This is a genomic window from Oceanobacillus piezotolerans, from assembly GCF_003665065.1.
In the GTDB taxonomy this organism is placed as follows: Bacteria; Bacillota; Bacilli; order Bacillales; family Amphibacillaceae; genus Oceanobacillus; species Oceanobacillus piezotolerans.
In genome coordinates this window covers 656,041-675,200 of record NZ_RCHR01000002.1, presented here as the reverse complement: position 1 = coordinate 675,200, position 19,160 = coordinate 656,041, and the positions used below count along the sequence as shown (strand labels likewise).

The window sequence follows — 19,160 nt, the reverse complement described above, 5'->3', positions numbered from 1 at the left end:
TTCTTCGTTGGCTTGCTTCTCCGCTCTCATGTACCTATTGATGTACATTCCGGGGCTCGAAGCTACACCGCCTTGAACTTCTCGGTCCTTTTTATCCTCCTTTTTGAACACGTATTTAAACTAATCAAATTTATAAATGGAGTGAAGTGAATTGACAATTTGGAATGAATTAGCAGATCTGGAATTTAAGCTGTACTATGTTGATGCAAATGGTGTGAAGACAAGAGTATTAGAAGCTGGAGAAGGGGAACCACTTATCCTGCTTCATGGTACAGGCGGCCATATTGAAGCATATGCAAAGAACATGCAAGGTTTAAGTAAGCATTTCCGTGTTTTAGTGATTGATATGTTAGGTCATGGTTATACGGATAAACCAGATCATCCTTATGGAATTGATTCTTATAGTGATCATCTGCTTGACTTCATGAAAGCGATGAATTTATCGCAAGCCTATATTTCCGGTGAATCTTTAGGTGGCTGGGTAGCAGCATGGTTTGCGGCGCATCACCCTGGATATGCAAAAGCATTAGTACTGAATACACCAGGAAATGTGAACAGCGATCCAAAAGTAATGGCCGGTCTTAAGGAATCAACGGTGAATGCAGTAGTAAATGCAAACTATGAAAATGTGAAAAAACGTTTGGAATGGCTGATGTATGATAAATCCGTTGTGACAGATGAACTTATTTATAACCGTTATCAGATTTATACGCAACCATCTTATCAAAAAGCAGTATATAACATTGTACATCTACAGGAAATGGAACCAAGACAAAAATATATCTGGAAACCAGAGTGGTGCAGTAAGATCAATGTTCCTACGTTACTTGTTTGGACGGATCATGATCCGACTTCCACAGTGGATCAGGCCGGACCAATCAAAGATATGATTCCTGGAGCTGAACTAAAGGTAATTAAAGATGCAGGACACTGGCCACAGTGGGAACAGGTAGAGGAATTTAATACGGTATTGACCGACTTTATGCTGCAACACGTTTAAAATATAAACTTTTGGATGGTGAAAAATATGATTTATCGTTTAGGATATGCGCAATTAAATGTGTCTGATTTAGAGAAATCACTAGATTTTTATGAGAAAGTACTCGGATTTATCAAAACAAAACAAGAAGGAAACACAGCATATTTACGTGCGGAAGAAGAATTTGACCAATACTCCTTGATATTAAAAGAAGACAAAAACAATGTGTGTCTAGATCATTTCGGTCTTCGCGTTTCCAGTGAGGAAGCTTTAGATGAAATTAAAGAAAAAAATGAAGTACTTGGAGTAGAAGTGCAAGAGGCGGAAGATAAAGACCATGGCAGAGTGCTTAAAATAGTAACACCAAGTGGGCATCCAGTGGCATTTTATCATCAATCTCCACAGATTAATGTCTACCACGGTGAGAATAAAAACGTCATTCTTCCAATGAGAAGAACGCATTTACAGAATGGAATACCTCCGCTTCGCATTGACCATATGAACCTTCGTGTGCCAAGCGTAAACAAAGAGTGGAACTACTGGAAGAACTTTGATTTCAGCATCTCTGAATATGTTGAAGGGAAAGACGGAAAGGACAAATACGCCGCTTGGATCAGAAGAGAAACCAATACACATGATATTGCATTAGTGTATAAAGAATATGCTGCCTTACATCATGTCGCTTTTATTGTGGATGGAGTGCAAGGTGTAATCCGTACAGCAGATTTACTTGCCGATGCTGGCTATCGCGATGCTATTGAATATGGCCCAGGTCGTCATGGGGTAAGTAACGCCTTTTTCCTTTACATTAAAGATCCGGATGGACATCGAATTGAAATCTATTCTGATGACTATAAGCGTGACCTTGATCACGAGCCTGTTGGCTGGACTCAAGCAGCATATGAAACCAATGGCCGCTTATGGTGGGGGCCAACTGTTCCTGAATCATTCGTGGAAACAACAGCTATTAATAAAGATTGGATGAAAAAAGAAGAACTCGTATAAGCATGTAATAAGAATGGCGCTCCTATAGCAATGTATGAACTCCACCTATAGTAAAGCATGACGATGACTGGATAGAGCGCCTTCCGTTACCTGTTTCATTGGTGAGAAAAAATCATATAAACAATAAGGAGGATGTTAACATGGAAGATCGTAAATTCAGAAATGCAATGGGAAGCTTTGCTACAGGAGTCACTGTGATTACTACAGAAGTAGATGGAAACATCCATGGAATGACAGCGAACGCCTTTATGTCTCAATCATTAATTCCTAAATTGGTCGCTATTTCCTTAAAGGAAGATGCGCATATGTTGAAAAAAATTAAGCAAAGCGGACAATTTTGTATCAATGTTTTGTCTGAAGATCAGCAAGACTTATCCAAGGTATTTGCTGGCCAAGTGAAAATCGACAGTGAAATCCAGTTCGACTACCTAGATGGGAAACCGGTAATCCCTGACGCACTAGCACAAGTAGCTTGCCACGTGAAAAGTGAATACATCGAAGGAGATCACACATTATTTATTGGTGAGGTAACGGATGTGAACTTGGAAGATGGGGAGCCGTTAATTTTCTCCAAAGGGAAGTATCGTACATTAGAAAAATTAGAAAACCCGGTAGCTGCTGTTAATTAATGGAAGGAAGGAGAGGGAGAATCTTTATGAGAACTATTCACTTAAACTCCAGTAACTTAGAAGAATTTCAAAAAGATGCCATACCAAATGTGATGGCGCTGGGTTTTTTCGACGGTATTCATAATGGGCATCAAAAAGTGATTCATACAGCAAGGGAGATTGCTAGGAAGAGAAATCTGCCTCTTGCAGTGATGAGTTTCTTTCCACATCCTAAAACCGTTCTATCAAAAGACGATTCAAAGTTTGATTATTTGATGTCGCTTTCCAAAAAGAGTTCTATCTTAGAGTCCTTAAACGTCGATATATTTTATATTGTGAAGTTTGATAAAGATTTTTGTTCTCTTCTTCCAGAACAATTTGTATCCAGCTACCTACTTGATATGCAAGTCAATCATGCGGTAGCCGGGTTTGATTTTTCCTATGGGCACCGTGGAGCCGGGAAAGTTGATTCGTTGAAACGGGATTCAGGTGATCTTATTGAAGTGACGAAAGTAAAAGAAGTAGATTACCAAGGGGAAAAGATCAGTTCTACATGGATTAGACAACTGATTTCAGAAGGAAAAATGGAGCAGTTGATGAGTTTGCTAGGAAGATTTTATGAAACAGAAGTATATTGGGAAGCTGGAAATTTAAGAGTCTCGGAGCATTTTATGCTTCCAGCTCCTGGTATTTATAAAGCAGGGGTCACTATCAAAGGGGAAAGATGGGAAACGGAAGTTCTTGTTCCCAAAAACAGGATGGATGTTTATTTGGCGGAACAGGGCAAGTATCACTTTCTGCCGAATGAGAAATTGGGTATTATCTGGTATTATCGAATCCCTATTGCCAAGGAAACAGAAGGGGAAAATATCTCCATTATATAGGTAGAGAAGGTGTGAAGAAATTGGATATCAAGCAAACTGTACATTTACTGATAGAAGCGGAAAAAACAAAAAAGGCGATTGAACCACTTACTTCTGCTGCCACAGTAACCAAAGATGAGGCCTATCGAATTCAATTAGAGGTCATCAATTATAAAAGAAGGAACGGCGCAAAAGTGGTCGGTAAAAAAATCGGTTTGACAAGCAAGGCGATGCAGGAAATGTTAGGGGTAAACATTCCAGATTATGGTCATCTTCTTGACAGCATGATATACAACGAGGATGCTGTTGTATCCTTACAAAACACTATTCAGCCGAAAGTAGAATTCGAGATTGGTTTTGTTTTAAAAGATACTTTAAAAGGACCTGGAGTTACGATAGAAGACGTTGTAAAAGCTACAGACTATGTTGTTCCTGCGATTGAAATCATTGATAGCCGGATTAAGGATTGGAAGATTGCATTTGAAGATACGGTTGCAGATAATGGTTCTTCTGCAGGAGCAATTATTGGAAAGAGCAAAAAGAAATTAGAAGAATTGGATCTTCCAAATGTCCAAATGAATGTTTATAAAAATGGGGAATTCATTGATTCTGCTCAGGGTTCTGCTGTTATGGGTAATCCGTTGGAAGCAGTTGTTTGGCTGGCGAATGAAGTCGGTGTGTACGATATCTCCTTAAATCCCGGTGATATTATTTTAGCTGGTGCCTTATCTAAAGCTTTGCCGATTGTTCACGGAGACCACTTTAAAGCAGAGTTTGAAAACTTAGGAACCGTATCAGCCATTTTTAAAAACTAGGGGGATTTTTTCATGTCAAAAGTAAAAGTTGGTATTATAGGATCGGGGAATATCGGTTCTGATTTAATGGTGAAATTAAGAAAATCGGAAGTATTAGAACTTACAACCATGATGGGGGTTGATGCAACTTCTCGTGGTATGCAGCATGCAAAAGAAATTGGACTCCATGTATATGATAATGGGGTGGATGGCTTACTGGATAATCCAGATGCAGTAGATATTTTATTTGATGCGACCAGTGCCCGTGCACACATACATAATGCCGAAGTTGCAAAAAAACTTGGAAAGCAAATGCTGGACTTGACACCAGCTGCAATCGGACCTTTTATTGTACCAAGTGTGAATCTTGGGCAGCACTTAGATGCTGAAAATGTAAACTTAATTACATGTGGGGGACAGGCAACCATTCCAATCGTTCATGCAATCAATACAGTAGCCCCTGTTGCGTATGGTGAAATTGTCGCAACGATCTCAAGTGAAAGTGCTGGTCCGGGAACAAGAGCAAACATTGACGAGTTTACAGAAACAACAGCAAAAGGGATTGAAGAGGTCGGCGGTGCAAAAGAAGGAAAAGCAATTATCATCCTGAATCCTGCAGAACCTCCAATTATGATGCGAGATACTGTTCATGCGCTTATTGAAGGGGATGTCGATGAGAAAGCAATAACAGCATCGATTAAAAATATGGTGGAAACGGTTCAAAGCTATGTACCAGGCTATCAATTGCGTACCGATCCTATTTACGACGGAAATCAAGTCACTGTCTTCCTTGAAGTAGAAGGTGCTGGGCACTACTTGCCGAAATACGCAGGTAACTTGGATATCATGACTTCTGCAGCGGTAAAAGTAGCAGAGGAATTCGCTAAAAAACGCTTAGAAGTGATGGCGAACTAAGAAAGGGGGAGGAGAAACGAGATGACAGATATTAAAATTACCGAAGTAGCGTTACGGGATGGCAGTCACGCTATTCGCCACCAATATACGGTAGACCAAGTAAGATCCATTGCAAAAGCATTAAATGAGGCACGCGTTCCATATATTGAGGTTTCCCACGGAGACGGGTTGGGAGGATCCACGTTACAATATGGCCTTTCGAAAACAAATGAATTGGAATTAGTTGAAGCGGCGGTAGATGCAGTCGATTTTTCTAAAATTGCTGTACTGCTCATCCCGGGAATTGGCACCATTGAAGATTTGAAAGAAGCAGAGAAACTTGGAGCAAAGATGGCGCGTATCGCTACACATGTTACCGAAGCAGACGTATCTGCTCAGCATATCCAAACGGCAAAGGAATTAGGCATGGAAACAGTTGGTTTCTTAATGATGAGTCATATGGCACCAACAGAAAAGTTAGTGGAACAAGCTAAATTAATGGAAAGTTATGGTGCGGACATTGTGTATGTGGTCGATTCAGCTGGTGCGCTATTGCCACATGAGGTAAGAGCAAGAATTAAAGCGCTTAAACATGAGCTATCTTGTGATATAGGTTTCCATGGTCATAACAATCTATCACTGGCAATGGGAAACTCACTAGCAGCTATTGAAGAAGGTGCGAATCGAATTGATGGAAGCATCCGTTGCCTTGGTGCAGGAGCAGGGAACACACAAACAGAAGCACTCATTGCTGTCCTTGACAGAATGGGAATAACGACTGGAATAGATCTGTATAAGATGATGGATATTGCAGAAGAAATTGTGGCACCAATCCTGCCTAAGCCTCAAGAAATCACGAGAGACAGTTTAACTCTAGGATATGCAGGCGTTTATTCCAGCTTCTTGCTTCATGCCAACCGCGCTTCGGAGAAATTCGGTATTGATTCCCGGGATATCTTAATTGAACTAGGAGAACGGAAAATAGTTGGCGGCCAGGAAGATATGATTATCGATGTAGCAGCAGAACTTGCCAGCCAAAAAGCGAATGTTTAATTTTCGTTGAGTCGCAAGGGAAACGCAGCGTTTTATAGAATTGCTTTGTACTCATAATCGTAAGAGTTGCTCCCATGCAATCTAAGCTTTTCGAGCATACCGCTCGCGAATCAAACTACAATAAAAAGCAAATGCACCCATAAGTTAAACAGATGTTTTTCTCATGAGTGCATTTATTATTTTAACCTTCCTTCGGTACAGCTCGACGCACGATAAATGCCAAGATTACGGCTAGGATAGAAATGGCAAAGCCGATAAAATAAACGAGTTCGACTCCAGAAACCATCGCTTGAGCGACAGTAGCGGGGCTCTCCGGGGTATTCGTGTTTTGCAAATAATGAAGTTGTCTTGAATTCATAATGCTAATAAACACGGATACACCGATCGCGCCAGCAACTGGCTGTAATGTTGTCATTACTGCTGTTCCATGCGGATACAATCGTTTCGGCAATTGGTTTAATCCGTTTGTTTCTGCGGGCATCATGATTGCTGATACAGATAACATTAATAGAATATATCCAACAATGACAATCCATACAGGAGTATCAATATCTAATCTGCTCATCATAAACATTGTCCCGCATAATACAATCGCAGCCGGTATCATTAATGGACGAGGTCCAAACTTATCAAAAAGATGTCCCATAAAAGGCGACATTGCTCCATTTAGAATACTACCAGGTAATAAAACCATTCCTGCTGCTGCTGCGGTCAATGCTAATGGACCCTGCATATAGATAGGCAAAATGATTTCTGAAGCAAACATGGCCATGATGATAATTAAAAATAGAATGATCGCATGAGTGTACATTGGATATTTAAACACTCGTAAATCCATGATTGGTTCTTCTAATTTTAATTGTCTGATGGAAAATAAAACGATCCCGATGACACCGGTAAGAATGATGATGGCAACTTTCGGAGCAAGTAAACCTTCCTCACTTTCTCCGGAAATACTGAATCCATAAATAATCGCTCCAAAGCCAATCGTAGAGAATATAAGTGATAAGATATCAATTTTTGGCTTTGTTACATCGGAAACATTTACTAAATACCTAAAAGCAAATAGGATGGAGAAAAGTACGAATGGGATTACAAGAATAAATAAATATCGCCATCCTAAGTATTCCACAATGACTCCAGATAAAGTGGGACCAATTGCAGGTGCGAACATAATGACGAGACCAATCGTTCCCATAATTTTCCCACGTCGTTCTGGAGGATAAATTAATAAAAACACATTAAATAGGATTGGCATCAGTAAACCAGTTCCAACTGCTTGAATTAATCTCCCCGTTAAAAGAATAGAAAATGTAGGTGCTAAAGCACTAATCGAAGTTCCAAGGGTAAAGACGAGCATCGTTCCTAAAAACAGTTGTCTCGTTGTAAACCATTGCAATAGCACCGCAGAAACTGGAGTGACAATCCCCATAATTAGCATGAATCCTGTTGCCATCCATTGTACTGTTGGCAGGGTAACATGAAATTCTTCCATTAATGTTGTCAGTGCTATATTTAATAACGTTTCGTTTAAAATCGCAAAAAAAGCACCGATGATTAATGAAACCATAATTGGCAGTGTTTTTACATTTGGATCATCGGCTAGATATTCGTATTTTTTTGGTTGGTTATTATCGTTCATATATTAGTCCTCTCTCATGGAATATATCTAATATACTGGGAAACTGTTACAACGTAAATAGGTAAATTAAAGAAGATATGTTAAATTTCATTTACCTTTGAAGCAGGCTAAATTGAATCACATGGTCGGAGTTTCAGAATCAGAAGTATTCGTTCTAAAGTGTACTTAATGGGAGAGGATTTTATTCTTGAAAATTAGGGAATTTAGAAACAATGCATCGAGGTCATTCCAAGTAGGGAGATAGTCACCATCTCCTCTTATGGGTTAGACCAAGTGTGAGGCGCTTGGTTTTTTTGCGTTTACTCGATTTTTCTTAAAGCTGTCTAAAAACGGTGAGGAAATAGGACTACGATCACAGATTACTCTATTCATTCTGTATTAATGTAACTGCATTTATCAATAACATCTATTTCGGATCTTTATCGCTTCTATGAGTGACCTTTGGGATGTTGCTCGTCCTCGATCGATTCTTCATCCGTTCCATGAGTGAACTTTCCGACGTAGCTTGCTCACGTTCGGGCCTTCATCGCGTCGATGAGCGACCTTTCAGGTGTAGTTCTCTCTCGATTTGGCCTTCATCGCGTCGATGAGCGACCTTTCAGGTGTAGTTCTCTCTCGTTTAGGTCTTCATCGCGCCAATGAACGACCTTTCTGAGGTGGTTCGCGCTCATTTGGTACTTCATCGCGTTGATAAGCGACCTTTCAGATGCAGTTCGTTACCGTTTGGTTCTTCATCCTACCGGTAATTCCCTTTTTAGTCACGACCGTCCGCATACAAGTCTTCATCCGGACCCTGATTGACCTTTCCAGTAATGCTTGTTCATCCACGTTCAGGGAATCCATCTGCATGTCGATACTTGACTTGAGAATTTAGATTATAACTGGGCTATTGAACGTATTTCCACAGTCCTGCATTAAAGCCAGCCATAAGGCTCACCATTTAAATTAGAATACCTGCTTTCTTCAAGTCGTCACAGGCAGCTTCAATCTTAGCTAGTGAATCGGCTTCGAGGGTGTGTAAGTGAATTCCGTTTGTTAAAGCAGATAGGTAAGATGCATCCGCAGCATTGATTTTTTCGATAAATTGATTAACTTCCTTACGCGTACTAACTCGGATAGAGGCTGTTAAGTCTCCATACACAGCGTGTTCCACTATGACATCCTTGATGGTGACACCATGGTCCACGATCAAGTATAGCTCTTCTTTCGTTTGGCTGGCATTATGCTTACACGCGATTACTTTCTTCTTTTGATGATCCTCTTGTTCATTCTTTAGATACATATACCCTTGACTAGTTGCGATAATTGGTTCATTTTTTGCCTTCAATATAGACACATCCTGAACAATAACCTGCCTGGATACATTGGTTAGTTTGGCAAATTCACTGCCACTAATTGGCTGGTTTGCCTCTTTTAGTTTTGTAAGGATAAGGTTCTGTCTTTGTGCTGAAGGCATTTTTTCTTGCTGTTTCATTATTCGCCCTCCTCTTTCATTTTAAAGTAACAACGTAATTTTATCTTAAGTAGTTCAATTATAATCTATTATTAAAAAAGTTCTTGATAATATATTAATTCTATGTAAATATAGATGTCAAGACAGGTGGATATATATATAGAATATGGCTATCAAAATAGCAGTATTTTCACTACATATAACTCGTCTTTTCATGCATTAAATGTGAAAACAATCACAAACTAACGACTTAAAGGGAAGGAGCATGACTATGAATAAGATTAAACTACGAAAAGCACTCCAATCTTTTTTAATAGAAGACATCGGTGATCAGGATATAACCAGTGAATCAATTTTCCCTGAAGACCAAATGGGAAAAGGCGTGTTCATTGCAAAAGAAGCTGGAGTTCTGTCGGGACTAGCCATTATTGAAGAGACCTATCGATTACTCAATCTAAAAATGGAGGTTAAGCTTCATTATAAAGATGGTGAGAAAGTCAGGCCACAAGCAGTGATTGCAGAAGTTTATGGTCCTGTTCGTTCCATCCTTACCGGGGAACGTGTAATTTTAAACCTATTGCAGCGAATGAGCGGAATTGCAACGATGACAAACCACTGTATTGAAGTATTGAATGATCCATCTATCCGCATTTGTGATACGAGAAAAACGATGCCAGGAATAAGGATGCTTGATAAGTATGCGGTTACTTCTGGTGGAGGAAAGAATCATCGCAATGGTTTATATGATGGTGTGATGATAAAGGATAATCATATTTCCTATTGTGGTTCGATTACGAAGGCAGTTGACAAAGCACGTGAAGCCGTCGGACATATGGTAAAGATTGAGGTAGAAACAGAAAATAGGGAAGAGGTGCTGGAGGCGGTAGAAGCAGGTGCGGATGTCATTATGTTTGATAACCGCAGTCCAGAAGAAGTGAAGGAATTTGCAGCACTTGTACCAGAGCAGATCGTTACGGAAGCTTCTGGTGGGATTACCATAGAAAATTTAGCATCCTATGCAAATACTGGGGTAGAGTACATATCATTGGGTGCGTTAACTCATTCCGTTAAAGCATTGGATATTAGCCTACAAGTAAAAGAGGGAAGTAAAAAATAACAGGAGACATGCCATGAAAAAGCGCTTTATTTACTTCATTATTTTAGCGATAATTTTTTTAACTTCATGTGAAAATGAGAACAAGTCAACAGTAAACGCATCGGAGGAATCAATCGAACCACTCAATACGACGATTGTTGGAGGAAGGGTTGGTGGCTCCTGGTCAGTTTTCGCAGAGGGGATTGCGGAATCAATCCGCAGGGAAAATGAAGGGGCCATTATTACGGTAGAGCCTGGAGGAATTGTTGAAAACCCACTAAAGGTGGCAACAGGGCTAGTACCGTACGGATTGTCGTATGCAATGACTTCCTATGCGGCGTATACAGGGGAAGAGCCTTACGATCAGCCATATAAGGATATTCGTGCCGTTAGTGTCGTTATTCCGGGGAATTACTATCAATTTGTAGTTTCCGAGGATGTTCCTTATCATTCTTTTGAAGAAATGGCCCAGCAGCAGGCTCCCATCCGCTTGGCGGTTGATCAGAAGGGCACTGCTGGTGAAATTATTACTCGAAAAGTTTTACAAGAATACGGTATATCTTATGAGGATATCCTGTCTTGGGGAGGGTCAGTCGATTATTTATCCGGATCGAAAACATTTGAAATGATGGCCGATAATCGAATCGATGCTACTGGGGATGCGGTGTCTGCACCTTCCAGTGATATTATAGAAGCTTCTACGATCATGAACTTGAAAATTCTTCCTTTAAGTGAGGAGGTCATTCAAGGTGTTTCCGAGGAGCTTGATATGAATCGGGGAACAATCGATAAATCCTCATATTCCTTTTTACAGGAGGATGTAGAAACCGTTAGTACACCAGCAATTCTTATTGCACATAAAGACGCATCCATGGAAGAAGTCTATCAAATAACGGAAGCAATTTACGAGAATTTGGATTATCTAAGAACGGTCCACTCGGAATTTAAAAATCTTTCAATGGAGAATATGATGAACGTCGGCAATGTACCACTCCACCCAGGCGCAGAAAAATTCTACCGTGAGAAAGGAATGCTGCCGTAACTCTTCTTTTGAAGCTTTAGAGAGGAGTAATCTCATTTTGTTAGAACCTGCTAGGCAAACTGAGGTAAAATTCGTTTTTCTTGACGGGTAAGAAAAATATCTTATTGCCTTACACAAGGCTTAAGCGACAGTCAAGTTAACTAAAAAGGAGTCATAATATTGTGAACATGGAAAGCCTATTATATGGATGGTTTGTGGAAGGATATAAGCGTAACCTAACAGGCTTAAATAGGAAACTCTTTATCATCCTAGCTTTTGGATTATCTGTCTATCAAATTTGGTCTGTTATTTTTGGGAAAATAGATCCCCTTAATCAATTGGCACTTCACTTGGCTTTTATCCTTGCTTTAACTTTTTTACTCTATGGCTATACGAAAAAAGTAGCCATTCGAAGTCATAGACCAAGTTTTATAGACTATGGTTTTGTCATTCTAGCAATAAGTGCAGGTATTTACTTTACTGTACATGCGGGAAGGATTGCGGTAAGAATTCCAATTATGAATCCCTTAACAGCATGGGATATCTTTTTTGGATTGGTGTTTATTCTTTTAACCATTGAGGCAACACGCCGAACGATTGGTTTTCCAATTGTTGTCCTGGTGTTTCTTGGCTTCGGTTACACATTGTGGGGTCATCATTTAAACGGATTGTTCACTCATCGAGAAATGTCAGCGGTTGAATTTATAGAAGAGCTCAGTTTTAGCTTTAATGGATTATGGGGATCGCCCATTTCTGTCGCTGCATCCTTTGTGTTTATGTTCATGCTATTTGGTGCATTTTTGCAAAAGTCAGGTGCTGGAGAATTCTTCTTTCGGATTTCAATAGCAATTGCAGGAAGGACAAGGGGAGGATCTGCAAAGGTAGCAGTACTGGCCAGTGCATTATTTGGCTCGATTTCAGGCAGTCCAACGGCAAATGTAGTGACAACTGGAAACTTTACGATTCCTATTAGTAAAAAGTCAGGCTATACCCCCACAGTTGCTGCAGCGGTAGAAGCGGCTGCCTCTACAGGGGGAAGTATCTTGCCGCCAGTTATGGGTTCATCCGCATTTCTCATGGCAGCTGTTACCCAAATGTCATATGGATCTATTGTTATTGCAGCAGTGATTCCTGGGATTCTTTACTATGTTTCTTTGTTTGCCATGGTGCATTTTGAGGCAATGCGACTTAATTTGCCACGACCTGCAAAGGAAGATATACCAAAGGTAACAGATGTTCTAAAAGAAGGTTGGTTTTATTTTATTCCATTAATCGTACTTGTTTTCCTTTTATTGCAAGGCTACAGTGCATCAAGAACTGGATTTTATGGAATTCTTGCAGTAGTAATCGTTAGCTGGTTCCGTAAAGAAACAAGAATGGGCTTCGGAAAGATTTGTTCTGCCTTAGTAGATGGCGCAAAATCTTCTGTTCCGGTAACGATCGCCTGCGCGGCAGCGGGACTAATAATTGCAGGAATTATGACAACCGGACTTGGTGGAAAGGTAACGAGTATTGTCCTTGGATTAACAGAGGGGATGCTTTTCCCTACATTAATTCTTGTGATGCTTATATGCATCGTGTTAGGTATGGGCATGCCTGTCGCTGCTGCTTATATATTAACAGCGATGCTTGCAGCGCCATCCCTAATTGAATTAGGTTTATCTGTCACGGCTGCCCATTTATTTATCGTATACTTTTCTATTTTCTCAGCAATCACACCTCCAGTTGCCGTCGCAGCCTATGCAGCGGCTGGAATTGCGGATGCCAATCCAAATCGAGTAGGTCTGGAGGCTGTTAAATTAGGTATCGTTGGATTTGTTGTCCCATACATGTTCGTTATGGAGCCAGCCCTATTGATGGAAGGAAATTTCGGAGAAGTGCTTCTTGCCTTCCTGACTGCTGCTATTGGTGTCATTGCTCTCGCGGCAGGAATAATCGGTTGGTTAAGAACAAAAGCTACCTTACTCGAACGAATCCTTTTAATCATCATTGGTGCATTATCGATGTATGCGAGTTTATGGACGAGTGTAATTGGTATTATAATGCTTATACTAGTCTTTGCTGTTCAATATAAGAGAAAAGAAGAAATGACTGTACCACAGGACCACATGGATAGGCAACGAGTTTCCTTGTAGGTAGTTAAGACCAAGTGTGAAGTCACTTGGTCTTTTGTGCGTACTATAGGAGTAGATTTACAGATATTCCTGTCCTGCGGTTTTAATAACTAAACAGTAATTTCAAAAGTTTACCTAGCTATATCCCAAATTTCTTTATCCGATATTGAAGACTCTGTCTGCTCATGCCAAGAATTTTTGCAGTTCGTGTTATATTATGCTGATGTTCAGCAAGAACCTGTCTAATATAGGCCTTTTCCAGTTCTTCCATTTTATCCTTCAACGTTTCTGTCTTGGGATCTGCCTCAGGAATGATGCGGTTCTTATGACCATCCTGGTATCTTTTTCGCAGCCTGATTGGTAAATGGTGAGATTGGATCACTTCTTCATCGATGACTTGGTTCATTGCCCCTTCAATGGTATGCTCCAGCTCCCTAACATTTCCTTGCCAGTCATGCTGGTGGAGGAGGATTTTTGCCTCCTCGCTAATTTCCCTTACACTCATATGAAATAATACATTATATTTATTAATAAACTCTTGTGCTAACGGCATAATGTCTTTTTTTCTTTCCCTTAATGGTGGAATATATAAGGTTACGACACTAAGTCGATAATATAAGTCTTTTCTTATTCGCTTATCTGCTAAAATTTCAGCTGGATCTTCATTCATTGTTGCAATAATGCGGACATCCACCTTTTTATCCTTCGTGTCGCCAATTCTTCTAATTGTTTTCTCCTGAAGAACTCTTAGGAGCTTTGCTTGAAGGTCAAAGTCTAGTGAGTTAATTTCATCGAGCAGCAAGGTTCCACCATCTGCTTGTTCAAAAAGCCCAGGAGAATCAATAGCATCGGTAAATGCCCCTTTTTTCGTTCCAAATAGCAAACTTTCCAGCAAATTTTCAGGGATGGCCGCACAATTTTGCGCAATAAAAGGCGTATGGGAGCGCGAACTGCCATTATGAATACTTTGAGCGAACAATTCTTTACCAGTTCCTGTTTCTCCAATGATTAATACAGATGAGGTTGTTCGCGTTGCCCGTTTTGCTTCATCGATTACATGAAGAAATTCCTCATTTTGTCCAATAATCCTATCAAATGTATAATGGGTATTTTTCTTTTGGAGGACATTCTCTTTGATGACATGTTCCAGCTGCGTAACATCCTTCGCGATTTCAACGGCTTCTGTGATTTTTCCTTCCTTTAGGAATGGAAATGTATCATTAATTGTTGTTATTTCTTGTCCTTTATTATTGAAATACGTCTGTCTGACACCTTTGGTGACTTCTCCTGTTTTTAATGTATGAACAAGTGTACTGTGCTGATTTTCATTGAATGAAAATACCTCCCGTACATCTTTCCCAAGCACATCCGAGGCTTCCATTGACTCGATTTCCATCATTTTTTTATTATAAATAATCGTTTTACCATGATCATTGATCACATGAATACCTACATCTACTTTATTAAGGAGCTGTTCGTACAGATGATTCATTTCAATTAGGTCTTGTATATTCTTTCTATCTTGGTCCACAAAGCATCCCCCCTCTATTATCCAGTTTATTAAATAAATAGAAAAATGCAAAATATTTTTGCAGTAAATTCCTTTTTGTGCAGAATTATTTTGCACAAGTTCACATTAAAATGCATCTAAATCAACAATATATATGTTGGTATGAATTTCGCATGAATAAAAGTGGATAGATGAATAAAAGGGAGAGGTGCAAGATGACCATAAAAGCAGTATCTGAGGAGATTATGGAATTAACGGAGCATTATGGAGCTCATAACTATCATCCCCTGCCAATTGTTGTTTCAGAAGCTCAGGGCGTCTGGGTGAAAGATCCTGAGGGCAATCAATATATGGATATGTTAAGTGCTTATTCTGCAGTAAACCAAGGACATCGCCATCCAAAAATCATTGCTGCTCTTAAAGAACAAGCAGATAAAGTAACCCTAACTTCTCGTGCATTTCATAATGAATTACTAGGACCGTGGACGAAACGGGTTGCTGAATTAACTGGTAAAGATAAAGTGTTACCTATGAATACAGGTGTAGAAGCAGTTGAAACAGCGATTAAAGCAGCTAGGCGCTGGGCCTATGAAGTAAAAGGAGTAGCAGATAATAAGGCAGAAATCATCGCTGCTAAAGGGAATTTCCACGGACGTACTCTGAACGCGATTTCCTTATCTAATGATCCAGATGCTACAAAAGATTACGGACCATTTGTACCAAATATTAAAAAAGTGGAATATGGGGATGGTGATGCCATTGCAGCTGCCATTACACCCAATACAGCTGCGGTAATTGTTGAACCAATACAAGGAGAAGCAGGTATCATCATTCCGCCAGAAGGGTATTTAAAAGCCATTCGTGAAGTCTGTAAGGAAAACAACGTATTATTTATTGCAGATGAAGTGCAAACAGGTTTTGCGCGTACAGGAAAGATGTTTGCATGTGAATGGGAAGATGTTGTTCCAGATATTTATGTGATGGGGAAAGCGCTAGGTGGTGGGGTATTCCCAGTATCCGCCATTGCAGCTAATAAAGAGATCATGGATGTTTTCACACCCGGATCACATGGTTCTACTTTTGGCGGTAACCCATTGGCGTGTGCAGTTTCACTAGCTGCACTACATGTAATTGAAGAGGAAGATTTGGCTAAGAGATCACTGGAACTTGGGGAATACTTCGAAAATGCATTAAACAGGATCGATAATCCTGAAATAAAAGCTGTTCGAGCACGAGGATTGTTCATTGGTGTCGAGTTTCACCATCCCGTTCGCAAATATTGTGAAGAATTAAAAGAAGAAGGTGTATTGTGCAAGGAAACCCATGAAAACACAATCCGATTCGCTCCACCACTCGTTATCAAACAAGAAGAGCTTGACTGGGCAATCGAGAAAATTAATAAAGTACTTTCAAAATAAACGGTGGGAATCGTTAATCAGTGAATATAAAGAACGTGGGGGCAGTCATTTTCTCCCCACGTTTTATGGTCTTAAAGGCAAAGAACTGTAAAAAACACGAAGCGACTATTGTTCCACGGAATGCCCAAGTTAATTTAATGTGCAATTTATAGTTTATTAGATTGGGAGCAAGGGAAATTAGTTAAAAACAGCAGAGTTCTAAGCAACTACAAGAGGCGGCAGCAAGGGAATGTCAGTACTTTATCTTAGAAAGGAGACCTCAATCTTTAATATGGTACTCCTCTAACTATGATTAGTACGGTTGAATTCTTCAAGTTAATGTACATAGAACCAGTCTGACCTGTAAAAAAAAATAAAATTAATCAATATAAGGGGTTTTGATATGGATTTTGCTGCTATTACAAGTAAAGTAGCAGAGCTAATCTGGAGTAATGGCTTAGTTTATCTTTTAATAGGAGCTGGAATTTACTTTTCAGTTCTTATGAAGTTTCCGCAGTTACGTCTCTTTAAAGACATGGTTTACCACTTGCTCAATGGGCGAGATTCAGCAAAAGGAGTATCTTCTTTTCAAAGCTTTGCAATGGCATTAGGTGGTCGAGTAGGTGTTGGGAATATCGCTGGGGTAGCAACTGCCATTTATTTTGGCGGTCCTGGGGCGGTTTTTTGGATGTGGATGATCGCCTTTTTAGGAGCTGGCTCTGCTTATATTGAATCTGCATTAGCACAGGTTTGGAAACAAGATGTTGCGGATGATTATCGCGGGGGACCAGCTTACTACATCGAAAAAGGATTGAAAAATAAGCCTCTTGCGGTATTAGTTGCGATTGTAACCATTATTGCAACTGGTTTTACGGGTCCGGGAGTACAGGCGTTTAACATTGCAGAATCAGCAAATGACGCATTTGGCATTACTCCAGTAGTTACTGGCATTATTGTTGCTGGACTATTCGCATTTGTTATTTTTGGCGGGATCAAGAGAATTGCTAAGGTGGCTGAACTTGTAGTGCCTTTTATGGCTGTCGCTTACATTATTCTGGCATTAGTTATTATGTTTTTCAATATAAAAGATGTACCTGAAATATTTGCTTTGATTTTCAGTTCTACATTTAATTTGAATGCAGCATATGGAGCAATCTTTGGACATGCCATTATGTGGGGAGTGAAAAGGGGTCTTTACTCCAATGAGGCAGGTCAGGGTACTGGCGCGCTTGCAGCTGGTACTGCGGAAGTATCCCATCCTGCTAAACTGGGACTTGTCCAAGGGTTCTCCGTCTATGTGGATACACTGCTCGTTTGTACAGCAACAGCTATTATGATCATCTCTACCGGTAGTTACAATGTTGTCAATCCGGCTGGTGGGTTCTTAGCTGAAAATATGCCAGGGGTTGAAGGAGGCACAGCCTTCGCTCAAGAGGCAATCGATTTACTGATCCCTGGATTCGGAAGTCCGTTTATCGCCATTGCCATTTTCTTTTTCGCCTTTACCACATTGATTGCTTTTGGAGTTTATGCAGAAAGTAATGTAGCCTATTTATTTAGAAACAACAAACATTTTAGTACCATTTCATTTTCTATCAAGACAATTCTAGTTATTTCCATCTTCTACGGAACCATCCGCTCGTCTATGGTAGCTTGGAACCTTGCTGACATTGGAGTTGGAATGATGGCGTGGTTAAACATCATCGTCATTATCCTATTAACAAAGCCAGGGCTTGCCACTTTGAGAGATTACGAGGAACAAAAAAGGATGGGGCTGGATCCCGTTTTTATTCCCGAAAGATGCGGTATTAAAAACGCAGAACTATGGAATGAAATTACTGAAAAGAAATATCCCGAGCAATTAGCGGCATTGAAAGAACGGGATGGAACTGGATTGAAGAAAGAAGAAACAAACGTGAACTAAATACAAAGACATCCGTTATAAAAGAAGATTGTTTTGAAAGGTGGGTTATCATGTTTATTCCGAAGCACTTTAGAGTGACAGACTTTAATGAAATAAGAGAATTTATTCAGAAGAATTCTTTTGGAACAGTTGTCACCACAAAAGATGGTGTACCTATTGCTACCCATGTACCATTGCAATTACGTAAAGAAGGAGATGATTTTTACATAACAGGGCATCTGGCATACGCAAACCCACAATGGAAAACGTTTGATGCTGAAAATGAAAATGTCCTTGTTATGTTTCAAGGCCCACATGCCTACATTTCCTCATCTTGGTATAAACATGAAAATGTACCGACATGGAATTACCAATCTGTCCATGTATATGGCCCAGCTAGTTTGATGAATGAACATGAGCTGGAAGAAGACTTAAGATTATTATTACAAAGATACGAGACTTCCCGTGAAAACCCAGTATTATGGGGAAATCTTAAAGACCAAACTAAAAAACAAATGAGAGGTATTGTTGGATTCAAAATAAAGGTACAAGAAGTTTTTGCAGCATATAAATTAAGTCAAAATCGAACTGCAGAGGACTATCACAACATAATGGATAGGCTGTTTGAAGAAGAAGATATAATTTCTCATCATATAGCAGAAGTGATGAAAAACAGGGGGTCATTTCGTTAACTTCTGCAGGGATAATACTACTAAGCAACGAACAAAAGGCAAAGTAAACGCTTGTCTTTTGTTCATTTTTTTGTTTAACGCGTTAAGTGTAAGTGATGAATAGGCCAGAGTCACGTTCCCTCCGTCCGCTCCAAAT

16 protein-coding genes are annotated in these 19,160 nt (G+C 39.9%); 13 read left to right on the top strand and 3 right to left on the bottom strand.

The annotated features are described in order from the left end of the window. Positions 1–151: 151 nt before the first annotated feature. The 7 genes from D8M04_RS07465 (at position 152) to dmpG (ending at position 6,196) form a co-directional block, all read left to right on the top strand. Positions 152–1,000 (top strand): alpha/beta fold hydrolase, encoded by an 849-nt coding sequence (locus D8M04_RS07465; protein ID WP_121522272.1) that lies wholly within the window; start codon positions 152–154, stop codon positions 998–1,000. A 27-nt stretch (positions 1,001–1,027) separates the two neighbouring features. After that, positions 1,028–1,984 (top strand): 3,4-dihydroxyphenylacetate 2,3-dioxygenase, encoded by a 957-nt coding sequence (gene hpaD, locus D8M04_RS07460; protein WP_121522271.1) that lies wholly within the window; start codon positions 1,028–1,030, stop codon positions 1,982–1,984. A gap of 140 nt (positions 1,985–2,124) precedes the next feature. Beyond that, positions 2,125–2,613, top strand: a complete 489-nt coding sequence (locus D8M04_RS07455; protein WP_121522270.1) for a flavin reductase family protein — start codon at positions 2,125–2,127, stop codon at positions 2,611–2,613. Positions 2,614–2,639: 26 nt separating this feature from the next. Then, positions 2,640–3,476: an FAD synthetase family protein gene (locus D8M04_RS07450; RefSeq protein WP_121522269.1), complete on the top strand. Its 837-nt coding sequence runs from the start codon at positions 2,640–2,642 to the stop codon at positions 3,474–3,476. A 20-nt stretch (positions 3,477–3,496) separates the two neighbouring features. Next, the gene (locus D8M04_RS07445) at positions 3,497–4,270 is read left to right on the top strand and encodes a 2-keto-4-pentenoate hydratase (protein WP_121522268.1); all 774 of its coding nucleotides are present in this window, start codon (positions 3,497–3,499) and stop codon (positions 4,268–4,270) included. Positions 4,271–4,282: 12 nt separating this feature from the next. Then, positions 4,283–5,164, top strand: a complete 882-nt coding sequence (locus D8M04_RS07440; RefSeq protein ID WP_121522267.1) for an acetaldehyde dehydrogenase (acetylating) — start codon at positions 4,283–4,285, stop codon at positions 5,162–5,164. Between the two features lie 21 nt (positions 5,165–5,185). Next, the gene (gene dmpG, locus D8M04_RS07435) at positions 5,186–6,196 is read left to right on the top strand and encodes a 4-hydroxy-2-oxovalerate aldolase (protein WP_121522266.1); all 1,011 of its coding nucleotides are present in this window, start codon (positions 5,186–5,188) and stop codon (positions 6,194–6,196) included. 181 nt (positions 6,197–6,377) lie between these two features. Here the strand turns inward: dmpG and D8M04_RS07430 are convergent, their stop codons facing one another. Both D8M04_RS07430 and D8M04_RS07425 read right to left on the bottom strand, forming a co-directional pair. Continuing rightward, positions 6,378–7,838 carry an MDR family MFS transporter gene (locus D8M04_RS07430; protein WP_121522265.1) on the bottom strand — a complete coding sequence of 487 codons (1,461 nt, stop codon included), beginning with the start codon at positions 7,836–7,838 and terminating at the stop codon, positions 6,378–6,380. Positions 7,839–8,778: 940 nt separating this feature from the next. Then, positions 8,779–9,312 carry a transcription repressor NadR gene (locus tag D8M04_RS07425; RefSeq protein WP_121522264.1) on the bottom strand — a complete coding sequence of 178 codons (534 nt, stop codon included), beginning with the start codon at positions 9,310–9,312 and terminating at the stop codon, positions 8,779–8,781. A gap of 250 nt (positions 9,313–9,562) precedes the next feature. Between D8M04_RS07425 and nadC the strand changes: the two genes are divergently transcribed. The 3 genes from nadC (at position 9,563) to D8M04_RS07410 (ending at position 13,543) form a co-directional block, all read left to right on the top strand. After that, on the top strand, positions 9,563–10,408 hold the full coding sequence (gene nadC, locus D8M04_RS07420) for a carboxylating nicotinate-nucleotide diphosphorylase (RefSeq protein WP_121522263.1): 846 nt from the start codon (positions 9,563–9,565) through the stop codon (positions 10,406–10,408). Positions 10,409–10,421: 13 nt separating this feature from the next. After that, the gene (locus D8M04_RS07415) at positions 10,422–11,429 is read left to right on the top strand and encodes a TAXI family TRAP transporter solute-binding subunit (protein WP_121522262.1); all 1,008 of its coding nucleotides are present in this window, start codon (positions 10,422–10,424) and stop codon (positions 11,427–11,429) included. Between the two features lie 167 nt (positions 11,430–11,596). Continuing rightward, positions 11,597–13,543, top strand: coding sequence for a TRAP transporter permease (locus D8M04_RS07410; RefSeq protein ID WP_246001161.1), 1,947 nt, complete (start codon positions 11,597–11,599; stop codon positions 13,541–13,543). Between the two features lie 118 nt (positions 13,544–13,661). Here the strand turns inward: D8M04_RS07410 and D8M04_RS07405 are convergent, their stop codons facing one another. Continuing rightward, entirely contained in the window at positions 13,662–15,053 is a 1,392-nt protein-coding gene (locus D8M04_RS07405; RefSeq protein ID WP_425464002.1) for a sigma-54 interaction domain-containing protein, read from the bottom strand. 194 nt (positions 15,054–15,247) lie between these two features. Between D8M04_RS07405 and D8M04_RS07400 the strand changes: the two genes are divergently transcribed. The 3 genes from D8M04_RS07400 to D8M04_RS07390 all read left to right on the top strand — a co-directional run bounded on the left by D8M04_RS07400 (position 15,248) and on the right by D8M04_RS07390 (position 19,024). Continuing rightward, entirely contained in the window at positions 15,248–16,450 is a 1,203-nt protein-coding gene (locus D8M04_RS07400) for an ornithine--oxo-acid transaminase (protein WP_121522260.1), read from the top strand. Between the two features lie 382 nt (positions 16,451–16,832). Next, the gene (locus D8M04_RS07395; RefSeq protein ID WP_121522259.1) at positions 16,833–18,353 is read left to right on the top strand and encodes an alanine/glycine:cation symporter family protein; all 1,521 of its coding nucleotides are present in this window, start codon (positions 16,833–16,835) and stop codon (positions 18,351–18,353) included. A 50-nt stretch (positions 18,354–18,403) separates the two neighbouring features. Beyond that, positions 18,404–19,024: an FMN-binding negative transcriptional regulator gene (locus tag D8M04_RS07390; protein ID WP_121522258.1), complete on the top strand. Its 621-nt coding sequence runs from the start codon at positions 18,404–18,406 to the stop codon at positions 19,022–19,024. Positions 19,025–19,160: the final 136 nt, after the last annotated feature.

Coding starts and splice junctions, on each gene's coding strand:
- D8M04_RS07390 (WP_121522258.1), top strand. CDS start 18,404: ATGTTTATTCCGAAGCACTTTAGAGTGACAGACTTTAATGAAATAAGA.
- D8M04_RS07430 (WP_121522265.1), bottom strand. CDS start 7,838: ATGAACGATAATAACCAACCAAAAAAATACGAATATCTAGCCGATGAT.
- nadC (WP_121522263.1), top strand. CDS start 9,563: ATGAATAAGATTAAACTACGAAAAGCACTCCAATCTTTTTTAATAGAA.
- dmpG (WP_121522266.1), top strand. CDS start 5,186: ATGACAGATATTAAAATTACCGAAGTAGCGTTACGGGATGGCAGTCAC.
- D8M04_RS07415 (WP_121522262.1), top strand. CDS start 10,422: ATGAAAAAGCGCTTTATTTACTTCATTATTTTAGCGATAATTTTTTTA.
- D8M04_RS07425 (WP_121522264.1), bottom strand. CDS start 9,312: ATGAAACAGCAAGAAAAAATGCCTTCAGCACAAAGACAGAACCTTATC.
- D8M04_RS07400 (WP_121522260.1), top strand. CDS start 15,248: ATGACCATAAAAGCAGTATCTGAGGAGATTATGGAATTAACGGAGCAT.
- D8M04_RS07455 (WP_121522270.1), top strand. CDS start 2,125: ATGGAAGATCGTAAATTCAGAAATGCAATGGGAAGCTTTGCTACAGGA.
- D8M04_RS07395 (WP_121522259.1), top strand. CDS start 16,833: ATGGATTTTGCTGCTATTACAAGTAAAGTAGCAGAGCTAATCTGGAGT.
- D8M04_RS07440 (WP_121522267.1), top strand. CDS start 4,283: ATGTCAAAAGTAAAAGTTGGTATTATAGGATCGGGGAATATCGGTTCT.
- D8M04_RS07410 (WP_246001161.1), top strand. CDS start 11,597: ATGGAAAGCCTATTATATGGATGGTTTGTGGAAGGATATAAGCGTAAC.
- D8M04_RS07450 (WP_121522269.1), top strand. CDS start 2,640: ATGAGAACTATTCACTTAAACTCCAGTAACTTAGAAGAATTTCAAAAA.
- hpaD (WP_121522271.1), top strand. CDS start 1,028: ATGATTTATCGTTTAGGATATGCGCAATTAAATGTGTCTGATTTAGAG.